The following is a 15,288-nucleotide window of genomic DNA, read 5'->3' as shown; positions in this document are numbered from 1 at the left end:
CGACTACTTCAAAACCGGCTGCGCTACCAGGTTCTAGTCGTGCCGGAAGCCGAGCGTCTTCAGCACCGATTCCCGGTTCCGCCAGTCTTCCTTGACCTTGACCCACAGCTCCAGGAAAATCTTGGAGCCAAGCAATCTCTCCATGTCGTGCCGCGCCCTTTTTCCGACCTCTTTGAGCGCAGCGCCGTTTTTGCCGATGATGATACCCTTCTGCGAAGGCCGCTCCACATAGATGACCGCGCCGATATTGACGACGCCATTGTCCCCGGTGCCCATGCTCTCGATCTCGACGGCGATGGAGTGCGGAATCTCCTCGCGGGTCGTCTGCAAAATTTTCTCGCGGATGAGCTCCGCGCAGATGAACTGCTCCGGGTGATCGGTGATCTGATCGGCCGGGTAATACATCGGGCCTTCCGGAAGATAACGGCCGATCTGCGCAAGGAGCGTCGTCACGTTGTTGCCGTCACGCGCGGATACCGGCACAACCTCGGTAAAGCTGTGAAGCTTGCTGTATTTGTCGATAATCGGCAGAAGCGCTTCGGGCTGCACCTTATCGATTTTGTTCAGCACGAGGAAGACTGGCGTCTTCACCTTTTTAAGCTGCTCGATGATAAAGCGGTCGCCGCCCCCCAGCTCCTCCGACACGTCGGTCAGGAACAGGATCGCTTCGACCTCTTCGAGCGCCCCGAGCGCCGACTTGACCATGAAGTCGCCGAGCTTGGAGTTCGACTTGTGAATGCCCGGCGTATCGAGGAACACGATCTGTTTTTCGTCCGTCGTGTAGACGCCGTGAATCTTGTTGCGGGTCGTCTGCGGCTTGTCGCTCATAATAGCGATCTTCTGGCCGATCACCTGGTTCATCAGCGTCGACTTGCCGACGTTCGGCCTGCCGACGATGGCGACGAAGCCCGACTTGAACTTGCCTTTTGGTTCGCTCATTCTGTTATCCTTCCCTCCGCCAGCTTGGCCGGCGTAAATGCGCCGGGCAGCAGCTCGGCGACTGTCATAATCGATAGGTCTCCCTTAGCATTGCCCATAATGACCGGCATGTCCGGTCCGCCCAGCTCGACGAGCACCTGGCGGCAGACGCCGCAGGGCGTAATCGGCGCGTCGGTCCGGCCCGTGACGGCAATCGCCCGGAAGCTGCCCGGCGCATGGCCGTCCGCGATCGCCCGGAACAGCGCCGTGCGTTCGGCGCAGTTGCCCGGGCTGTATGCCGCGTTTTCGACGTTGCAGCCGTAATGAATGGCGCCCGTGCCATCGACCAGCGCGGCGCCGACCTTGAAGCCCGAATAAGGCACGTATGCCTTCTCCATCGCCTTGGCCGCCTCGGCCAGCAGCTGCTCTGGCGTCCAGCCGATCGCCTCTATATTGATGTCCCCCATCTGTCATCCTCCGAATCGGTCCTTGTCCGGACCGCAGTCATTTAACCCGAGAACCGCTCCCAAAGGGGCGGCAGAAGCACGATCAAGCCCACGGCGGCCGCGAATACCGAAGCGACCAGTACCGCACCCGCAGCCGTATCCTTGGCCGCCTTCGCCAGCTCGCTCCGCTGCAGGGAAGCATGGTCGACCGCACGCTCCACGGCCGTGTTGACCAGCTCCGCGCAGAGCACCGCCGTACAAGCCGCGAGCAGCCACATCCAGTCCCCTCGCGGCAGCCCAAGCCAAGCGGCGACGATCAGCACGACCGCGCTCGCCGCCAGATGGAACCGCATATGCGGCTCCGTCCGCAGCGCGTGCGCGATTCCCGCCAGCGCATGCCGGAACGACGCCGGCTCGGACTGGTTGCGGCTCACCGCGTCAAGCCCGCCTTGGCGAGTATCTCTTCTTGCTTCGCGAACATCTCCCGCTCCTCTTCCTCCGAGCCGTGATCGTAGCCCATCAGGTGGAGGAAGCCGTGCACGAACAGGAAGCCGAGCTCGCGCTCGGCGCTATGACCGTATTCGGCGGCCTGCTCGTGCATACGAGGCACCGAGATGACGATATCCCCCAGCAGCTCCTCGATACGGTCGGCGCCAGTCTGCGGCTCCTCGTCGCCAAGCGTCTCGTCGTTGCCGTCATCGCCGTTGGAGATGTTGACCGTCGCCGTCTCGTAATCGTCCTCGTACAAAATCTCGAATTCCTCCGCGCCCTGCTCCCGCATCGGGAACGACAGCACGTCCGTCGCCTTGTCCAGGTTCCGGTACGTTCGGTTCAGCTCGCGGATGCCTTCGTTATCCGTCAGCGTCAGCGTGACGATCCCGTCCGCGACGCCCTCGGCCGCTCCCGCTTCGTTCAGCAGACGCGTCAGCAGCGCCGGCCATCCCTCCTCGCCTGCCGAAGCTTCCTCGCGCTCGTCCACCCATTCCAGCTTCAGGCTCATGCTTCCCGCTCCTTTTTATCCGTCTCGTTTTTTACGGCGCTTTCTTCCGGATATTTGATCCGCGAATGGAACATGCCGATGACGGTCGTCTTCAGTGTCTCGGCGATCTGGTTCAGCTCGCGCACCGTCAGATCGCATTCGCTCAGCTGCCCGTCGTCGAGCCGGTCCTTGATGATCTTGGCGATAATCGACTCGACCTGCTCGACCGTGGGCGCCCCAAGCGACCGGACAGCGGCTTCGACGCTGTCCGCGATGCCGACGATGGCCGCTTCCTTGGACTGCGCCTTGGGACCCGGATAACGGAAGTCGTCTTCCTTCCATTCGTTCTCCGTGCCGGCCTGCTCCGCCTGCTTGACCGCCTTGTAATAGAAAAACTTGAGAAACGTCGTGCCGTGATGCTGCTCCGCGATGTCCCGGATCTGCTTGGGCAGCTTGTGGGCCTTTAGCATCTCCGCGCCGTCGCGGGCATGCGCGATGATGATCGACGCGCTGACCTTCGGATCGAGCTTGTCATGCGGATTTTCTCCGCCGTTCTGATTCTCGATAAAATAGAGCGGCCGCTTCGTCTTGCCGACGTCATGATAGAAGGAGCCGACCCGGCAGAGCAATCCGTTCGCGCCGACCGACTCCGCCGCCGCCTCGGACAGGTTGCCGACCATCAGACTGTGGTGGTAGGTCCCCGGCGTCTCCGTCAGCAGCTTGCGAAGCAGCGGGTGGTTCGGGTTGGACAGCTCCACGAGCTTGAGCGCGGACAAAATCCCGAACGTCATCTCGAAAAACGGCATGATGCCGATGACGAGCACGGCGGTCAACAGACCGCTCGCCAGCATGAAGCCGACCGACTGGACAAGCTGGGTCCGGTCCGGATCCGGGCCGACGAGCGTGAGCGCGGTCACCGCGAACGAGCCGAACAGGCTGACCATGATCCCCGCCTTCAGAATGGCGGAGCGTTGACTTGCCCGGTGGATCGCCAGCACGGAAGTGAACAGCACGACCGCAGCGACGAAGCCGAAGCGGAAATCGAACAGGCTCGTCTGCTCGACGTTCATGACGATGCTCGCGTGAATCGTGAAGAGCAGCGAGCCGACCATCGCGGTCTGGATGTCGATGAGCAGCGTCATCAGCATGCTGCCGAGCGCGAGCGGCGCAATATAGATGATATAGGGCCACGCCTCGCTGTGCGCCAGTGCGACCAAGTGCATGACCAATATATTGATTGCGAAAATGAATAAAAGCATGAGCCAGTCGACGTTGGTCCGCTTCATCGCCGGTTTGGCCGCGGAAGCCGTCAGCTCCGCGTAGCTGTAAAGCGCGAGCATGAACAGCACCGCCAGCATGAGCGCGCCGAGCTGCGGCCAATACGTCCGCTGCTCCTGCAGCAGGCCGAAGGCGTCGAGCCGCTCGTAGGTTTCCTGGTCGATGACTTGTCCCGCCTTGACGATGACGTCGCCCTGCTTGATGACGACGAGCGGCGTATTCTGCTTGGCCTGGACCTTGGCTTCTTCGGTCGCGTCTTTGTCGTAGAACTTGTTGGGCGTCAGGACGAACCGCGACAGCTCCTGCACGATCTCCCGCTGCGTCTTGAGCGTCAGCGAGCTGCCGTTGACGAGCTCCGCCACCTTCGCGCGCGCGGCTTCGGCATCCGTGATCGGATCGGCCATCAGCCTGCGGACGACGTCTCGGCCCACCGTACGCATTTCTGCGATCTGCTCCGTCGTGAGCTTAGGCAGCTTGTAAAACGTCTCTTCGGGAATTTTGTAAGCCTGTGCCAGCACCGCTTTTTTCATTTCCCCGAACAGGCTTGCGGAGTATACGCCCGAGCCCGAGTTCGTGCTGATGAACGTTTCGATAAACTGATCCACCCGGTCCGGCAGCTCGCTGCGGTAAATCTCGATCTTCTGCTCCAGCGTCACCTGATCGTCCTGGTTGAGCTGGTCGATGCGAACGAGAATGCTGTCGATGAGATTCTCGTTGTGCAGCGCCACGTACGGATAGATGGCGCCGATCTTCTCGGCCGCTTCCTCCTGGGCCTTGAGCGTCGCCTTCTCGTCAGTCGCCTGGTGCGGCGCCTTGATGTCGTGCTCGCTTTTTGCGCCCAGGGTAATATCGTAAGTCTCCGGCACGAGGCGCGTCGACAAGCTGAAATAAAACAGCAGGACGAACGCGAGCAGCAGCAGTCCTTTGACCGCCGCGCTCTGCTTCCATCCTGCAGCAGCAAAGGAAGATAAAGTACCCGCCGGGCCGCTTCGTGTCCGATTCATCCGGCGCTCGCTCCTTTACGTATTTGTCTCGTCGTCCTTCTGATAGGCTACGATAATCTTCTGCACGAGCGCATGACGAACGACGTCCTGCTCGGAGAAGTACACGAGGCCGATCTCGGGAATGTCCTTCAGAATGCGCTGCGCTTCGTTCAGGCCGGATTTCTTGCCCTTGGGCAAGTCGATCTGCGTCACGTCGCCGGTGATTACCATCCGGGAGCCGAAGCCGAGCCGCGTCAGGAACATCTTCATCTGTTCGCCGGTCGTATTCTGCGCTTCGTCGAGGATGACGAACGAATCGTCGAGCGTACGGCCGCGCATGTAAGCGAGCGGCGCGATCTCGATCATGCCCCGCTCGAGCGCCTTGGCGACGCCTTCCGGACCGAGCACGTCGTTAAGCGCATCGTAGAGCGGGCGCAGGTACGGATCGACCTTCTCCTGCATGTCGCCCGGCAGGAAGCCGAGATTCTCCCCGGCCTCCACGGCGGGGCGTGTCAGCAGGATGCGCTTGACGCGTCCTTCCTTCAGCGCCGCCACGGCGGATACGACGGCCAGATACGTCTTGCCCGTACCGGCGGGTCCGATGCCGAACACGATGTCCTTTTTGCGGATCATCGTAATATAATGGCGTTGGCCGAGCGTCTTGGGGGCGATCGGCTTGCCTCTGAAGGTCGTCGTAATCTCGCCTTGAAACAGCGCCAGCAGCTGATCGGCCTTCATCTCGCGCGCCAGCTCGAAGGCGTAGCGTACGTCGCGCTCTCCGACGGTGAGGCCGCTGCGGATCAATTGAAGGACGGTGTCAAAAAATTGCTGAAGAGACCGCAGGTCGCTCTCCGCGCCCTCGACGGTAATCTCCGCGTCGCGGGAATGGATAACGGCTGCCGTCTCCTGTTGGATCATGCGCAGGTACTTGTCCTGCGGACCGAACAAAGCCAGTCCCTCCGCTGCGTTGCGGAGTGGAATCGTAATGAACTGCCTGCTGTCTGTCAAAAAGCCTCATTCCCCCTGCATCTTGGGATCGGTCGCGATCGGGCGCCGTACGGCAATCGATTGTTCAATTTCAAAGAGTACACGTATCATCACTTTACCATTCTCCGTTTGTTCATGCAAAATTTTTTCCGCCTTGATGACCGCGTCCTCGCCCGCGGCGGACAACGCTTCCGCCCGCGCTTGCGCAAGCCCCGCTTCTCTCGCCGCTTCTGGCGTCAGGCGCTCGCTTCGTTTATCGACCGCCAGCTCCTTTTCCTTCAGAATGGCAAAGGGCAAAGTCCAGCCTCCCCATTTGAAAGTCCGCCAATCCGCGAACGTATTCGAATCCGCGAAAGGCTCTTGGCCGTATCCGCTTGTCTGCAGCGCCCGGTTCCCGATGACGAGATACGTCCGCTCTGCCGAATCGCCCGTATAATAATTCGTACTCCGCGCCAGCGGCGACACGATGCCGTATTCGTACCAGACGAGTCCGCGCACTTCGCCTTCCGAAGCGACCAGCTTGACCCGGTCGGCTTCGCCTAGCTGTCCCGAGATTAGCACGTCCCCCTTGCGGACGCGCGTATTGCGCACGACCTTCGGCTTGCCGCTTTCCGCGACGATCCGCGTCACGACCGCGTCCGCCTTCGCGATCAGATCGCTAGGTCCGCTTTCCTTTTTTATTTCGGGCTTGTTCGACCGAATGACATTAATGACGTACCTCGTCCCGCTTTTCTCTACGCCCACCCACGCCGCGTCGGGCAGCCTGCGCGCGAGCCGGTGCGCCAGCTCCGTGGCGTCCGGCAGGCGCGGCGACCATTGCAGCGGTCGAATGCCTTCCGCAGCCGCGGCCTTGCGGATCTCCGCCTCGGGCACCGTGTCATCCGTATGGACCTGCACGTCCCATACGAGCGTGGACAGCGCGAACAGCGCCGCGACAAAAAACAGCAAGCCGCCCGCGAATGTCTTGCGCCTGGACAAGCGGCCGAGCTTGAACGGCAGGCCGCGGCGCTCCAGCACGCGCGGGCGGCTGCCCGCCGTGCGAAGAATCGGGCGCAGCGAGAAAAAATCCGGCACGGACACCCAGAACGATAAGTGTCCTTCCCGGTCGTAAGCGATATCCCACAGCTCGATCCGATTCGAGCCGGCCGCGTTCAAAAAGATTCGACTGTCCCCGCCGACGAGTCTGACGCGCACGCTGCCGCGCATGAAGCTTAACCATTGACCCTTCAACGGCTTCTCCCCCTTTACATGCTTGTCCTCCCGCTTGGACGCCGGCAACCGCTTCGGCGGCGCGGCACACTTCAAATCTATGCGGCCGGCGATCCCGAGCCCGGACGAGCCCCGGCGCCCGGGCGCTGCCGTCAGCGGTTTTCAATCGCCCGGATGCAGCAGTACGCCGGTGATTTTCCCTTCGACGAACACTTCCTCGCCGCCGATGAGCCGGATGACGAGATCGCTCCCGACGATCTCCAGCTCGCCGCGGTCCATCGCGAGCCGCAGCCGGTCCTGCGAAAAGTGAAGCACGCCGCGGTGATTTTCCACCGTCAGCTGGAGTCCCGCGATCATCGTAATCCGCGGCACGTCCAATACGACGTCCTGCGGCAGATCGAGGACGCGGGCCGTCCATTTGCGCAGCTTGCGTCCGACACGCGGCATGACGCGTCCCCCTCCCATACGTTCCATCTATATGCGGGGCGCGCCGGTAATATGAGAACGGGAGCTTTGGGTACGGTTCGAAAAAGGCGTGCCAAAAACGTGGCGTTGCGGCGTTAACCAAGGCAAATAGATGCTGTGGAAGCGCTTTTTTGCGGGATCGTGCGGTCATTCGGGGCAAAGAGGCGCTGTGGAGCGCTACATGGAGGGAGCGTGCGGTCATCCGGGGCGAAGAGGCGCTGTGGAGCGCTACATGGAGGGAGCGCGCGGTCATCCGGGGCAAAGAGGCGCTGTGGAGCGCTACATGGAGGGAGCGTGCGGTCATCCGGGGCGAAGAGGCGCTGTAGAGCGTTACATGGAGGGTCCGAGCAGTCATCCGGGGCAAAGAGGCGCTGTGGAGCGCTACATGGAGGGAGCGTGCGGTCATCCGGGGCGAAGAGGCGCTGTAGAGCGTTACATGGAGGGTCCGAGCAGTCATCCGGGGCATTAATTTGGGATAGCTAAGCAGCGATGCGCAATTGGACAACGCCTCCTATGCGGCCATCCGTTTGTTCGAGGAATAAAAGGCAAATGCCTGCACATTTACATCTTTTTTCGTATAGTCAAGACCTTGAGCGATAAAAGATGCGAATGTGCAGGCTTTTATTTCCTTTCCTTTCGAATTTCGGATATCGCAGCTAAAAGGATGCTGATTTGCAGGCATTTCCGCTTCCGCTCGCTGAATTGGAATAAAAGCCTGCACGGATGCAGGCTTTTATTTTCCTTCCGTCTCTTTTTTGCGTTGTATAGCTTGCTCCTAGCTTGCATAAGGTGATTTTTACATTTTAAAATGTCAAAAAAACCGCCAAGCCCGTTCGAGCTTTTCGTCGTTCAGCGCTTCCGGCAGGTTCGCCATCCTGATTCTCCTCTTTGGTAACGAGATGACGGTGCGCGACCTGTCGATTGGCAAAACCTGCGGCCATCTACCCGCCGGCATCGACGAATTAGTCGGAAATTCCGGTTAACGGCTCCCAAGTACCAGCGTCACAGCCGAGTTAACCGGAAAATCCGACCAACTCGCCACATCAACCGGCCAGCGCTGTCAAGTTAATCGGAAAAACCGGTTAACGGCTCACGCCTCCCAGTCTCGCAGTCGAGTTAACTGGAAAAACCGACCAACTCGCCACATCAACCGGCCAACACCAACGAGTTAGCCTGAAATTCCGGTTAACTCCCCGGCTACCCGTCGATTCCAGGGCTATTCCTCTTCGAAGTAACAGACCTTCAGCAAGATTTTAATTTTCTTTCCCGGCGACCGGGACAGCTTGTCGAACTAAAAAGGCCCATCTTCGAACGCGGCTACGGTCGTCCTGTCGCCGAGTCCCATCCTCCCGGCAGCAATCGATGAAAGCGCGTCTTCGAAGCTGCGCCTGGAATAGGCGAAAGAGCCGAGCAGCTTCAGCTCGCGCCTCACTGCGTCATTGATGTCGAGCGTCGTCTCCGCCTGATGCATTCCGGTAAATACGACCTTGCCCCCGCTCGCCGCAGCGGCGGCGCACTGCCTTCGCGTCGTTGCAGCGCCGACCGCGTCAATGGCGGCTTGAACCCAGAGGTCGCTTGTCAGCGCAAGAACCGCTTCCACCCGATCCCGCTCCTGCGGATTTATGGCAAGGGCGCCTAGCTCCGCCGCATAGGCAAGCCGTTCTTCGCTGAGGTCCGTCGCGATGACGCGCGCCGTGCCTTGGAGCAAGACCGCCTGCATAGCGAACAAGCCGATCGGTCCCATGCCGGCGACGAGCACCGTATCCCCCGGGCCGGCCGCGGCCAGCTCCGTGACGCGAATGCCGCAGGCGGCCGGCTCGGTCAGCGCGCCGTCGCGCAGCGAAACGCGGTCCTCGAGCGGGTATACGAATGCGGCGGGCACCGCGACGAACTCGACGTTGCTGCCGGACAGCGCGGCGCTCAGCAGCTTGCGAGGCGGGCAGAGCGACGCCATGCCCGCCTCGCAGTAAACGCACCTCCCGCAAGTGATTAGCGGGTCGCCTTGACCTGCATCCTTTCGCGCAATCCCGCCCCCTCCGCCGCCTTGTCCATTTTCTCAATAATGCCTGAAAATTCATGGCCGAATATCATCGGCGGCTTGCGCAGCGAATTGTGGCCCAGATACCGTGCTAAGCTCGGAGCCGCAGATGCCCGAGTACGCGACCCGAATCAATACCGCTCCCGGCCCGGCGTCCGGAACGGCCACCTCCCGCAGCTCCATCTTTTCCGGTCCTTCGTATACCAGTGCTTCCACATGACCGCTCCTCCCCCGCCTCGGCAGCATGCAGGGCGGTCACCGCTGCCTTACGGGCAATCGCCTCCCGCTCGGCATCTGTCTTTGCGCCGTACGAATGGTCAGCGAACACGAGCACGCCCCACACGCGAATGCCCTGCAGCGGAACGGCGTCGATGAAGGCCGCGTTAATCCCGTAGGCATTCATGAGGATGAGAAGATCGCCTTCGCCTATGCCGTAGTCCTCGAGCACGACGGCCGCGTCCCCCGGGGTACGCTCGATCGCCATCGAACGCAGCGCGCCGCCGCTAAGCAAAGTGCCTTCGTCCAAAATCGCGCTGACGTGCATTTAGCCCCCCCGCACGGAAAAAAATGTCCTGCGCGCCCAGATTGAATTGTAAGCCGGGACCAACCGGCTCTCCGCTACGAGTTTGGCCTGGTCGAGCAGCCCAAGGTTGGCGCAATTGGCATTGTTCGCCATAATGTGCGCGACGCGCTGGTACAAAAACGCGCCGATCGCAACGGACAACAGCAGAATGGCAATATAGGAGACGAGAAGGGTGGCAAAAATGCTTTTCGTTGATTTTCCTTCGGAGCAAAGTCATATCTCTTCCCTCCTGCCGCTGGGACTCCGTGTACGCTTGCTGCCTTTAGCGACCGGCCCCATCCTCGCGGACGTGCCGAACGAATTTTTTCAGAGTAGCCGCATCCTTCAGGAACTGCCCGATGTCTTCGTCCTTCACGAACTCCAATAATAAATAACGCGGTTTTTCCACATTCCGCAAGACGTCCAAATAGGATCGCCATGCCGCTTCGCCGGCTTCGAGCGGCTGCTGCCGCCGACTTTTATCGTATTGGAAGACATGCACATTGGAGAGCCACGGCAAAAAGGCGGTTAGCGCAGCCAAGTTTTTTTCCGGGGATAACCCGATCTGGGGCTGCCAGTACAAGGACACATTGTCGCCGGCGATCGACCGGATCAGCGCGACGGACGACGAGGCATTGTCGGCCAGCGTGCCGTCGTGAAATTCGAAGGAGAGTCCGATGCCTCGCTGCCGCGACTGGTCCGCAAGCCGGCCAGTCTCTTCTACGATCCGCCGGTACGACTCGTCGTCCGCTTCGGACGAGCCGACACGGCCGGCCCAGATCCGGATGCTCGGGGCGTCAAGCGCTTCCGCGGTATCCAGAACGCTGGAAAAGTTCGTATCGCAGCCGACCCGGTAATAGGAACCGTAAGAGGACACCCGCAGCCCTGCGGCCTCCGTCATGGCGCGGACTTGCCTGGCCAACGGCAGATCGCCGGGCGGTACGTGAACGTCTCCTCCCCATTCGATCGCATCGAGGCCGGCTTGCGCGGCGAGCGCTACGATCTCCTCGGGAGACAGCTTGCGAAAAGTTACGGATACGATGCCGGTGGATAAGATAAGATCATTCCTTTCAGTCCATAGGACGGACGCTGATACTTCGAATCAGAAACCATATACTAGCAGTTTATACGATACCGGGAACGTTCAAAAGAGGAAATTGCGAGAGGAAATCGCGTCCGGCGTCATTTCCGCCGGCTGCTCGGTCACTTTTTCCGGAACAGACTCCACCCGCCGAACTCGGGGGGATTGCCGGCGTCGTTTACAAGCAGCTCCCGATAAATTTCCGCGACCTTGCGGAACGCCTGCGTGTACGCTTCGATCGCCTGTGGACGATCGTGCTTGAACCAGGGGACGCTGAACACCTTGTGCGCGATCTCCTCGCTCACCGGCAGCGAATCGTCCAGCGCGCTGACGTCCCGGTGCGCATTGGCGATCCGAGTCGGCCTGCCGTGTCCGTATACGTCTGCCGTCTGCAGCAGCGCGTGTCCGTGCAGCGGCAGGTTGCATCCCGGATGACAGCCGTCTGCGCCTTCCGCCCGCACCGCCTCGCAAAAACGCGTCACCGACAGACCGCCGAGCTCCTCGGACTTGTAATGTCCGCGTTCGGAATACCAGCCGCCGGTTTTCATGGAGGCCTTTTTGTCCGGACGATGAGCCCGTATGGGGGAACGCCTTCGAGCAAGTCCCAAAATCGGTTCATCGCCCGGTCGACTCGGCGTGCCGCGCATCGTAATGCTTCAGCTGCATGCGTCCGACCGCCGAGCTCTCCTGATGCATCCGGTATTTGTAGCCGCCCATCGGGAGGTCGCGATACGGAGCGAGCGCCGGATCACGTTCATCCACCTGCCGAAGTCTTCCTCGAACTGCTTCGTCACTTCTATACCGGACATCGCGCCTCTGCGCAGGACGTCCAGGGCGGCTGCCTCGTCCTCATCGGTAATGATCGGCCAGGCGAACAGGTTGCCAGGCTCTTCTGTAACGGCTTTGCTTCCCCCGAATATCGCCAAATTTTCTGAATCGTTCATCGAATCACATCTCCTTCTAGATGGGAGAGTCACGCCAAGTTCGCGTTGCCGCAAAAATGTAAACGCCCTCCTTTACGCTTGCTATAGCGCTGGATGCAGCGCATTGCATATAGTCCGATTTAAAGATCGAGCTGCCTGTTTACGCTTTTCAAGAAGAATACCTCACATAGAAGCACTGATGATCGTACGAAATGCGAACCGCGTCATGTTCATATTCGGTTAATTCGATAAACAGCCTTTCCATAAGATCATACGGGCCACTTAGAAGCATAAAATCTGTCAAAAAGAAAAAGCCGCCTCGTCGGATTGACCGATCAAGACGGCTTCATGCGTTCATGCACTTGATTCGTGTTTTTTATCTTCGAAAAGGCTTGCGCGAGCGCGGCGGCCCTAGTATCTCAGCCCATATGACGGCACGGGCCAGCTCGCTGTGCTTCGGTCTCGCCGGCGCCGACGCTGCCTGCGGCTGCACGGATGCGTACGGCGGCGACGCTTTTGCGGCCGCGTGGTAAGCTGCGTCTTCGCGGGCCGATTGGGCCGCGGACACGGAGGGTGTCCCTTCGCCGCCCGATTCGCCTTCGCCGTTCCATGGCACGGGCGTCGGCTGGGGCGTGCCCGGGCTCCGGTATACGATCTGCTTGTCGCCCATGGGAACGCCGCGCTCTTCCTCCGCCCTTTCGGCGCTGCGCGGACGCGCAGGGACCGCCACGATCGGCGGTTGCCTCCGTTCGTGTACGGAAGGCCCCTCGCGCCGCTCGATAGGCCGCTGCACCGGCCTCGGATCCGCCGCAGGCCTTGTCGGACGCGGCAGCCCGCTGCCGCCGAAGTCCGGCATGCGTCCGGAAGGGCGGTTCCCCGGCTTGCCTCCAGGCGGCTTTTCAAGCGGCGATTTGCGCAGCAGGAAGAACAAAATGCCGAGCACGACAAGGACGAAATGAAAGTTGCCGAGCAGAAAGCCGATCAGCTGCTCCATGGCGATCAGCGCTCCTCGCCGTTGTTAGAGCCCGCCTCGCCCTTGCCGATCGAACCGCGCATTTGCGTATCCGCTTCGAGGTTTTTCAGATTCATATAATCCATGACGCCCATCTTGCCCCCGCGCAGCGCTTCGGCCATCGCGAGCGGCACGTCGGACTCGGACTCGACGACCTTCGCCCGCATCTCGACGACGCGCGCTTTCATCTCCTGTTCCTGTGCGACAGCCATCGCGCGGCGCTCTTCGGCCTTCGCCTGCGCGATGCGCTTGTCAGCCTCGGCTTGCTCCGTTTGGAGATGAGCGCCGATGTTTTTGCCGATGTCGACATCCATGATATCGATGGACAGAATCTCGAAGGCGGTGCCTGCGTCCAGCCCTTTGGCAAGCACGGTACGCGAGATGAGATCCGGATTTTCAAGGACGTCCTTGTGGGAATTGGCCGAGCCGTTCGTGCTAACGATACCTTCCCCGACGCGGGCGATAATCGTCTCCTCGCCGGCACCGCCGACGAGCCGGTCGATGTTGGCGCGCACGGTAACCCGCGCCTTGACCTTCACTTCGATGCCGTCCTTGGCTACCGCCGATACGACAGGCGTCTCGATGACGCGCGGGTTGACGCTCATCTGCACGGCCTGGAGTACGTCGCGGCCCGCCAGGTCGATCGCAGCCGCCCGTTCGAAAGGAAGCGGAATATTGGCGCGCTGCGCCGCAATCAGCGCATTGACGACGCGGTCGACGTTGCCCCCCGCGAGAAAGTGGCTTTCCAGCTGGTTGATGTTAAGACCGAGTCCGGCCTTGGTCGCCTTGATCATCGGGTTGACGATCCGGCTCGGTACGACGCGGCGGAGCCGCATGGCCACCAGCGTGATAATGCTGATCCGCACACCGGAAGCGAGGGCGGAAATCCAGAGCATAAACGGGAAAAAGCTGAAAAACACGGCAAGCGCGATAATAATCAAAGCACCGATAATCAAGAGCTGTACATTCGGATCCAAATACAATCCCTCCGCATCCAATAATTTTATTCGGCCTGTCTTACGGCCTTAACCAAAATTCGCGTGCCGTCGACGGACACGACCTCGATCTGCTGCCCGGCGTTCAGGAATTGTCCGCTCGAGATGACGTCGACACGCCTGCCGGCGATCTCCGCGACCCCGGAAGGACGAAGCGGCGACACCGTCACACCGCTGCTCCCGACGAGCAGCTCGCGATCGTCTCCGCTCGGGACGAAGCCCTGCTCCGCGGTAAGACGCTCCTGCAGGATGAATCGGTTCCATATCCCGCGTCTGCGGAAGACGTACGCGATGACGACAACGAGCGCGAGCGCGATCAGCAAAGCATAGCCCAGCGATTCGAAAGCATTGCCGGTATCGTAGGCAGCCGTAACGACGCCGCTGACGATGCCCGCCCCGCCCAGCAAACCGAGAATGCCGAAGCTCGGAACGAACATTTCCAAGACGATAAAGGCGACGCCGGCCACAAACAGCACGATCGATTCCCGCCCTGCGAAGCCGGCCACCTGCTGTCCGAAAAAGTAGAGGCCGAACGACAGCAGTCCCAGTATGCCGGGTACGCCGAATCCGGGCACGATCAATTCGATCAGCACGCCCGCGATGCCGACGATCAGCAGCAGCGTCATGATCGCTGGACTCGTCAGCGTCTGGGAGACGCGCTCGGCAAGCGTCGGCGTTTCGTGAACGACCGTGAGCTCAGCTAACCCTTCGGCCGCGATCGCCTGCTCTACCGTCTCCGCCTGCCCTTCCGCATATCCTGCCTTCAATGCTTCCTCAGCGCTCAGAGAGATGATCTCGCCCTTCGGCTTGGTCCAATTCAAGCCCTTGACCTCGACGACCGCGTTGGGATCCACCATGCCGACTGCAATCTGCCCGTCGCGGCCGTTCATCTCTGCCGCCGAGCTCATCTGCTTGCTCCAGAAGGACACGATCTTAGGGCTCTCGACAGCTTCGCCTGCGGCATTCACTACCATCGCCGCGCCAATCGTCGAGCCGGGCGACATGTAGAGACGATTCGCATTTAAAGCGATGTACGCGCCAGCCGATGCGGCCTTCCCCTTGACGAATGCCATCGTCGGTACCTTGGACGAGCGTATTCGCTCTCCGATTGTTTCTGCGCTCTCCAGGCTGCCTCCGGGCGTATCGATCTCAAGCACCGCGAGCGCGGCGCCCGCATCCTCCGCCTCTGTCAACGCCCGGTCCAGAAACGAGGCGAGTCCGCGCTCCACCGTCATTTTAACAGGAATGACATACACGGAATACCCATCCGTTGCGGCGGGCGGCACCTTCGTCTCCGCCTTGGCTAATGCTGCGCTCGTCGTTAACGAGAACGCCAACGCCATCAGCAGCGCCAGCGGCCACAGCATCCGAGCGTACGTCCGCCGCGTCTTTTGTTTCGGTTTTCCATGACG

General features: G+C 60.7%; 17 protein-coding genes. 1 reads left to right on the top strand and 16 read right to left on the bottom strand.

What is annotated here, in order from left to right; all coding sequences use genetic code 11:
• Positions 1-33 precede the first annotated feature (33 nt).
• The 8 genes from era to yqfC form a co-directional block, all read right to left on the bottom strand.
• Entirely contained in the window at positions 34-939 is a 906-nt protein-coding gene (era, locus tag ACFSR7_RS31760; protein WP_378168577.1) for a GTPase Era, read from the bottom strand.
• Positions 936-1,385, bottom strand: a complete 450-nt coding sequence (gene cdd / locus ACFSR7_RS31755) for a cytidine deaminase (RefSeq protein ID WP_378168575.1) — start codon at positions 1,383-1,385, stop codon at positions 936-938. Before cdd ends, era begins: the two co-directional genes overlap by 4 nt.
• A 41-nt stretch (positions 1,386-1,426) precedes the next feature.
• Positions 1,427-1,798, bottom strand: coding sequence for a diacylglycerol kinase family protein (locus ACFSR7_RS31750; protein ID WP_378168573.1), 372 nt, complete (start codon positions 1,796-1,798; stop codon positions 1,427-1,429).
• Positions 1,795-2,364, bottom strand: a complete 570-nt coding sequence (gene ybeY / locus ACFSR7_RS31745) for an rRNA maturation RNase YbeY (protein ID WP_378168571.1) — start codon at positions 2,362-2,364, stop codon at positions 1,795-1,797. Before ybeY ends, ACFSR7_RS31750 begins: the two co-directional genes overlap by 4 nt.
• Entirely contained in the window at positions 2,361-4,625 is a 2,265-nt protein-coding gene (locus tag ACFSR7_RS31740; RefSeq protein ID WP_378168569.1) for an HD family phosphohydrolase, read from the bottom strand. The genes ybeY and ACFSR7_RS31740 overlap by 4 nt, the downstream gene beginning before the upstream one ends.
• 15 nt (positions 4,626-4,640) lie before the next feature.
• Positions 4,641-5,612 carry a PhoH family protein gene (locus ACFSR7_RS31735; RefSeq protein ID WP_378115566.1) on the bottom strand — a complete coding sequence of 324 codons (972 nt, stop codon included), beginning with the start codon at positions 5,610-5,612 and terminating at the stop codon, positions 4,641-4,643.
• A 6-nt stretch (positions 5,613-5,618) separates the two neighbouring features.
• On the bottom strand, positions 5,619-6,821 hold the full coding sequence (yqfD, locus tag ACFSR7_RS31730) for a sporulation protein YqfD (protein WP_378168567.1): 1,203 nt from the start codon (positions 6,819-6,821) through the stop codon (positions 5,619-5,621).
• Between the two features lie 141 nt (positions 6,822-6,962).
• Positions 6,963-7,247, bottom strand: a complete 285-nt coding sequence (gene yqfC / locus ACFSR7_RS31725) for a sporulation protein YqfC (protein WP_090115073.1) — start codon at positions 7,245-7,247, stop codon at positions 6,963-6,965.
• 149 nt (positions 7,248-7,396) lie between these two features.
• Here yqfC and ACFSR7_RS31720 point away from each other — a divergent pair, with 149 nt between their 5' ends.
• Positions 7,397-7,591 carry a hypothetical protein gene (locus tag ACFSR7_RS31720; RefSeq protein WP_378168564.1) on the top strand — a complete coding sequence of 65 codons (195 nt, stop codon included), beginning with the start codon at positions 7,397-7,399 and terminating at the stop codon, positions 7,589-7,591.
• A gap of 965 nt (positions 7,592-8,556) precedes the next feature.
• Here the strand turns inward: ACFSR7_RS31720 and ACFSR7_RS31715 are convergent.
• The 8 genes from ACFSR7_RS31715 to ACFSR7_RS31680 form a co-directional block, all read right to left on the bottom strand.
• Complete coding sequence (locus ACFSR7_RS31715; RefSeq protein WP_378168562.1) at positions 8,557-9,219, bottom strand: zinc-dependent alcohol dehydrogenase; 663 nt, start codon at positions 9,217-9,219, stop codon at positions 8,557-8,559.
• 175 nt (positions 9,220-9,394) lie between these two features.
• Positions 9,395-9,847 (bottom strand): SIS domain-containing protein, encoded by a 453-nt coding sequence (locus tag ACFSR7_RS31710; RefSeq protein ID WP_378168560.1) that lies wholly within the window; start codon positions 9,845-9,847, stop codon positions 9,395-9,397.
• 301 nt (positions 9,848-10,148) lie between these two features.
• Complete coding sequence (locus tag ACFSR7_RS31705) at positions 10,149-10,868, bottom strand: sugar phosphate isomerase/epimerase family protein (RefSeq protein ID WP_378168804.1); 720 nt, start codon at positions 10,866-10,868, stop codon at positions 10,149-10,151.
• A 200-nt stretch (positions 10,869-11,068) separates the two neighbouring features.
• Positions 11,069-11,494 carry a hypothetical protein gene (locus ACFSR7_RS31700; RefSeq protein WP_378168559.1) on the bottom strand — a complete coding sequence of 142 codons (426 nt, stop codon included), beginning with the start codon at positions 11,492-11,494 and terminating at the stop codon, positions 11,069-11,071.
• A 108-nt stretch (positions 11,495-11,602) separates the two neighbouring features.
• Entirely contained in the window at positions 11,603-11,890 is a 288-nt protein-coding gene (locus ACFSR7_RS31695) for a hypothetical protein (protein WP_378168557.1), read from the bottom strand.
• Between the two features lie 355 nt (positions 11,891-12,245).
• Positions 12,246-12,863: a hypothetical protein gene (locus ACFSR7_RS31690; RefSeq protein ID WP_378168556.1), complete on the bottom strand. Its 618-nt coding sequence runs from the start codon at positions 12,861-12,863 to the stop codon at positions 12,246-12,248.
• A gap of 5 nt (positions 12,864-12,868) precedes the next feature.
• On the bottom strand, positions 12,869-13,858 hold the full coding sequence (floA, locus tag ACFSR7_RS31685) for a flotillin-like protein FloA (protein WP_090115067.1): 990 nt from the start codon (positions 13,856-13,858) through the stop codon (positions 12,869-12,871).
• 26 nt (positions 13,859-13,884) lie between these two features.
• The gene (locus ACFSR7_RS31680) at positions 13,885-15,243 is read right to left on the bottom strand and encodes an NfeD family protein (RefSeq protein ID WP_378168554.1); all 1,359 of its coding nucleotides are present in this window, start codon (positions 15,241-15,243) and stop codon (positions 13,885-13,887) included.
• Positions 15,244-15,288 lie beyond the last annotated feature (45 nt).

This window comes from Cohnella sp. GCM10020058, from assembly GCF_042683485.1.
GTDB lineage: Bacteria > Bacillota > Bacilli > Paenibacillales > Paenibacillaceae > Cohnella.
Note: the sequence above shows the minus strand (reverse complement) of the source record. Positions and strands in the feature narration are given on the sequence as shown.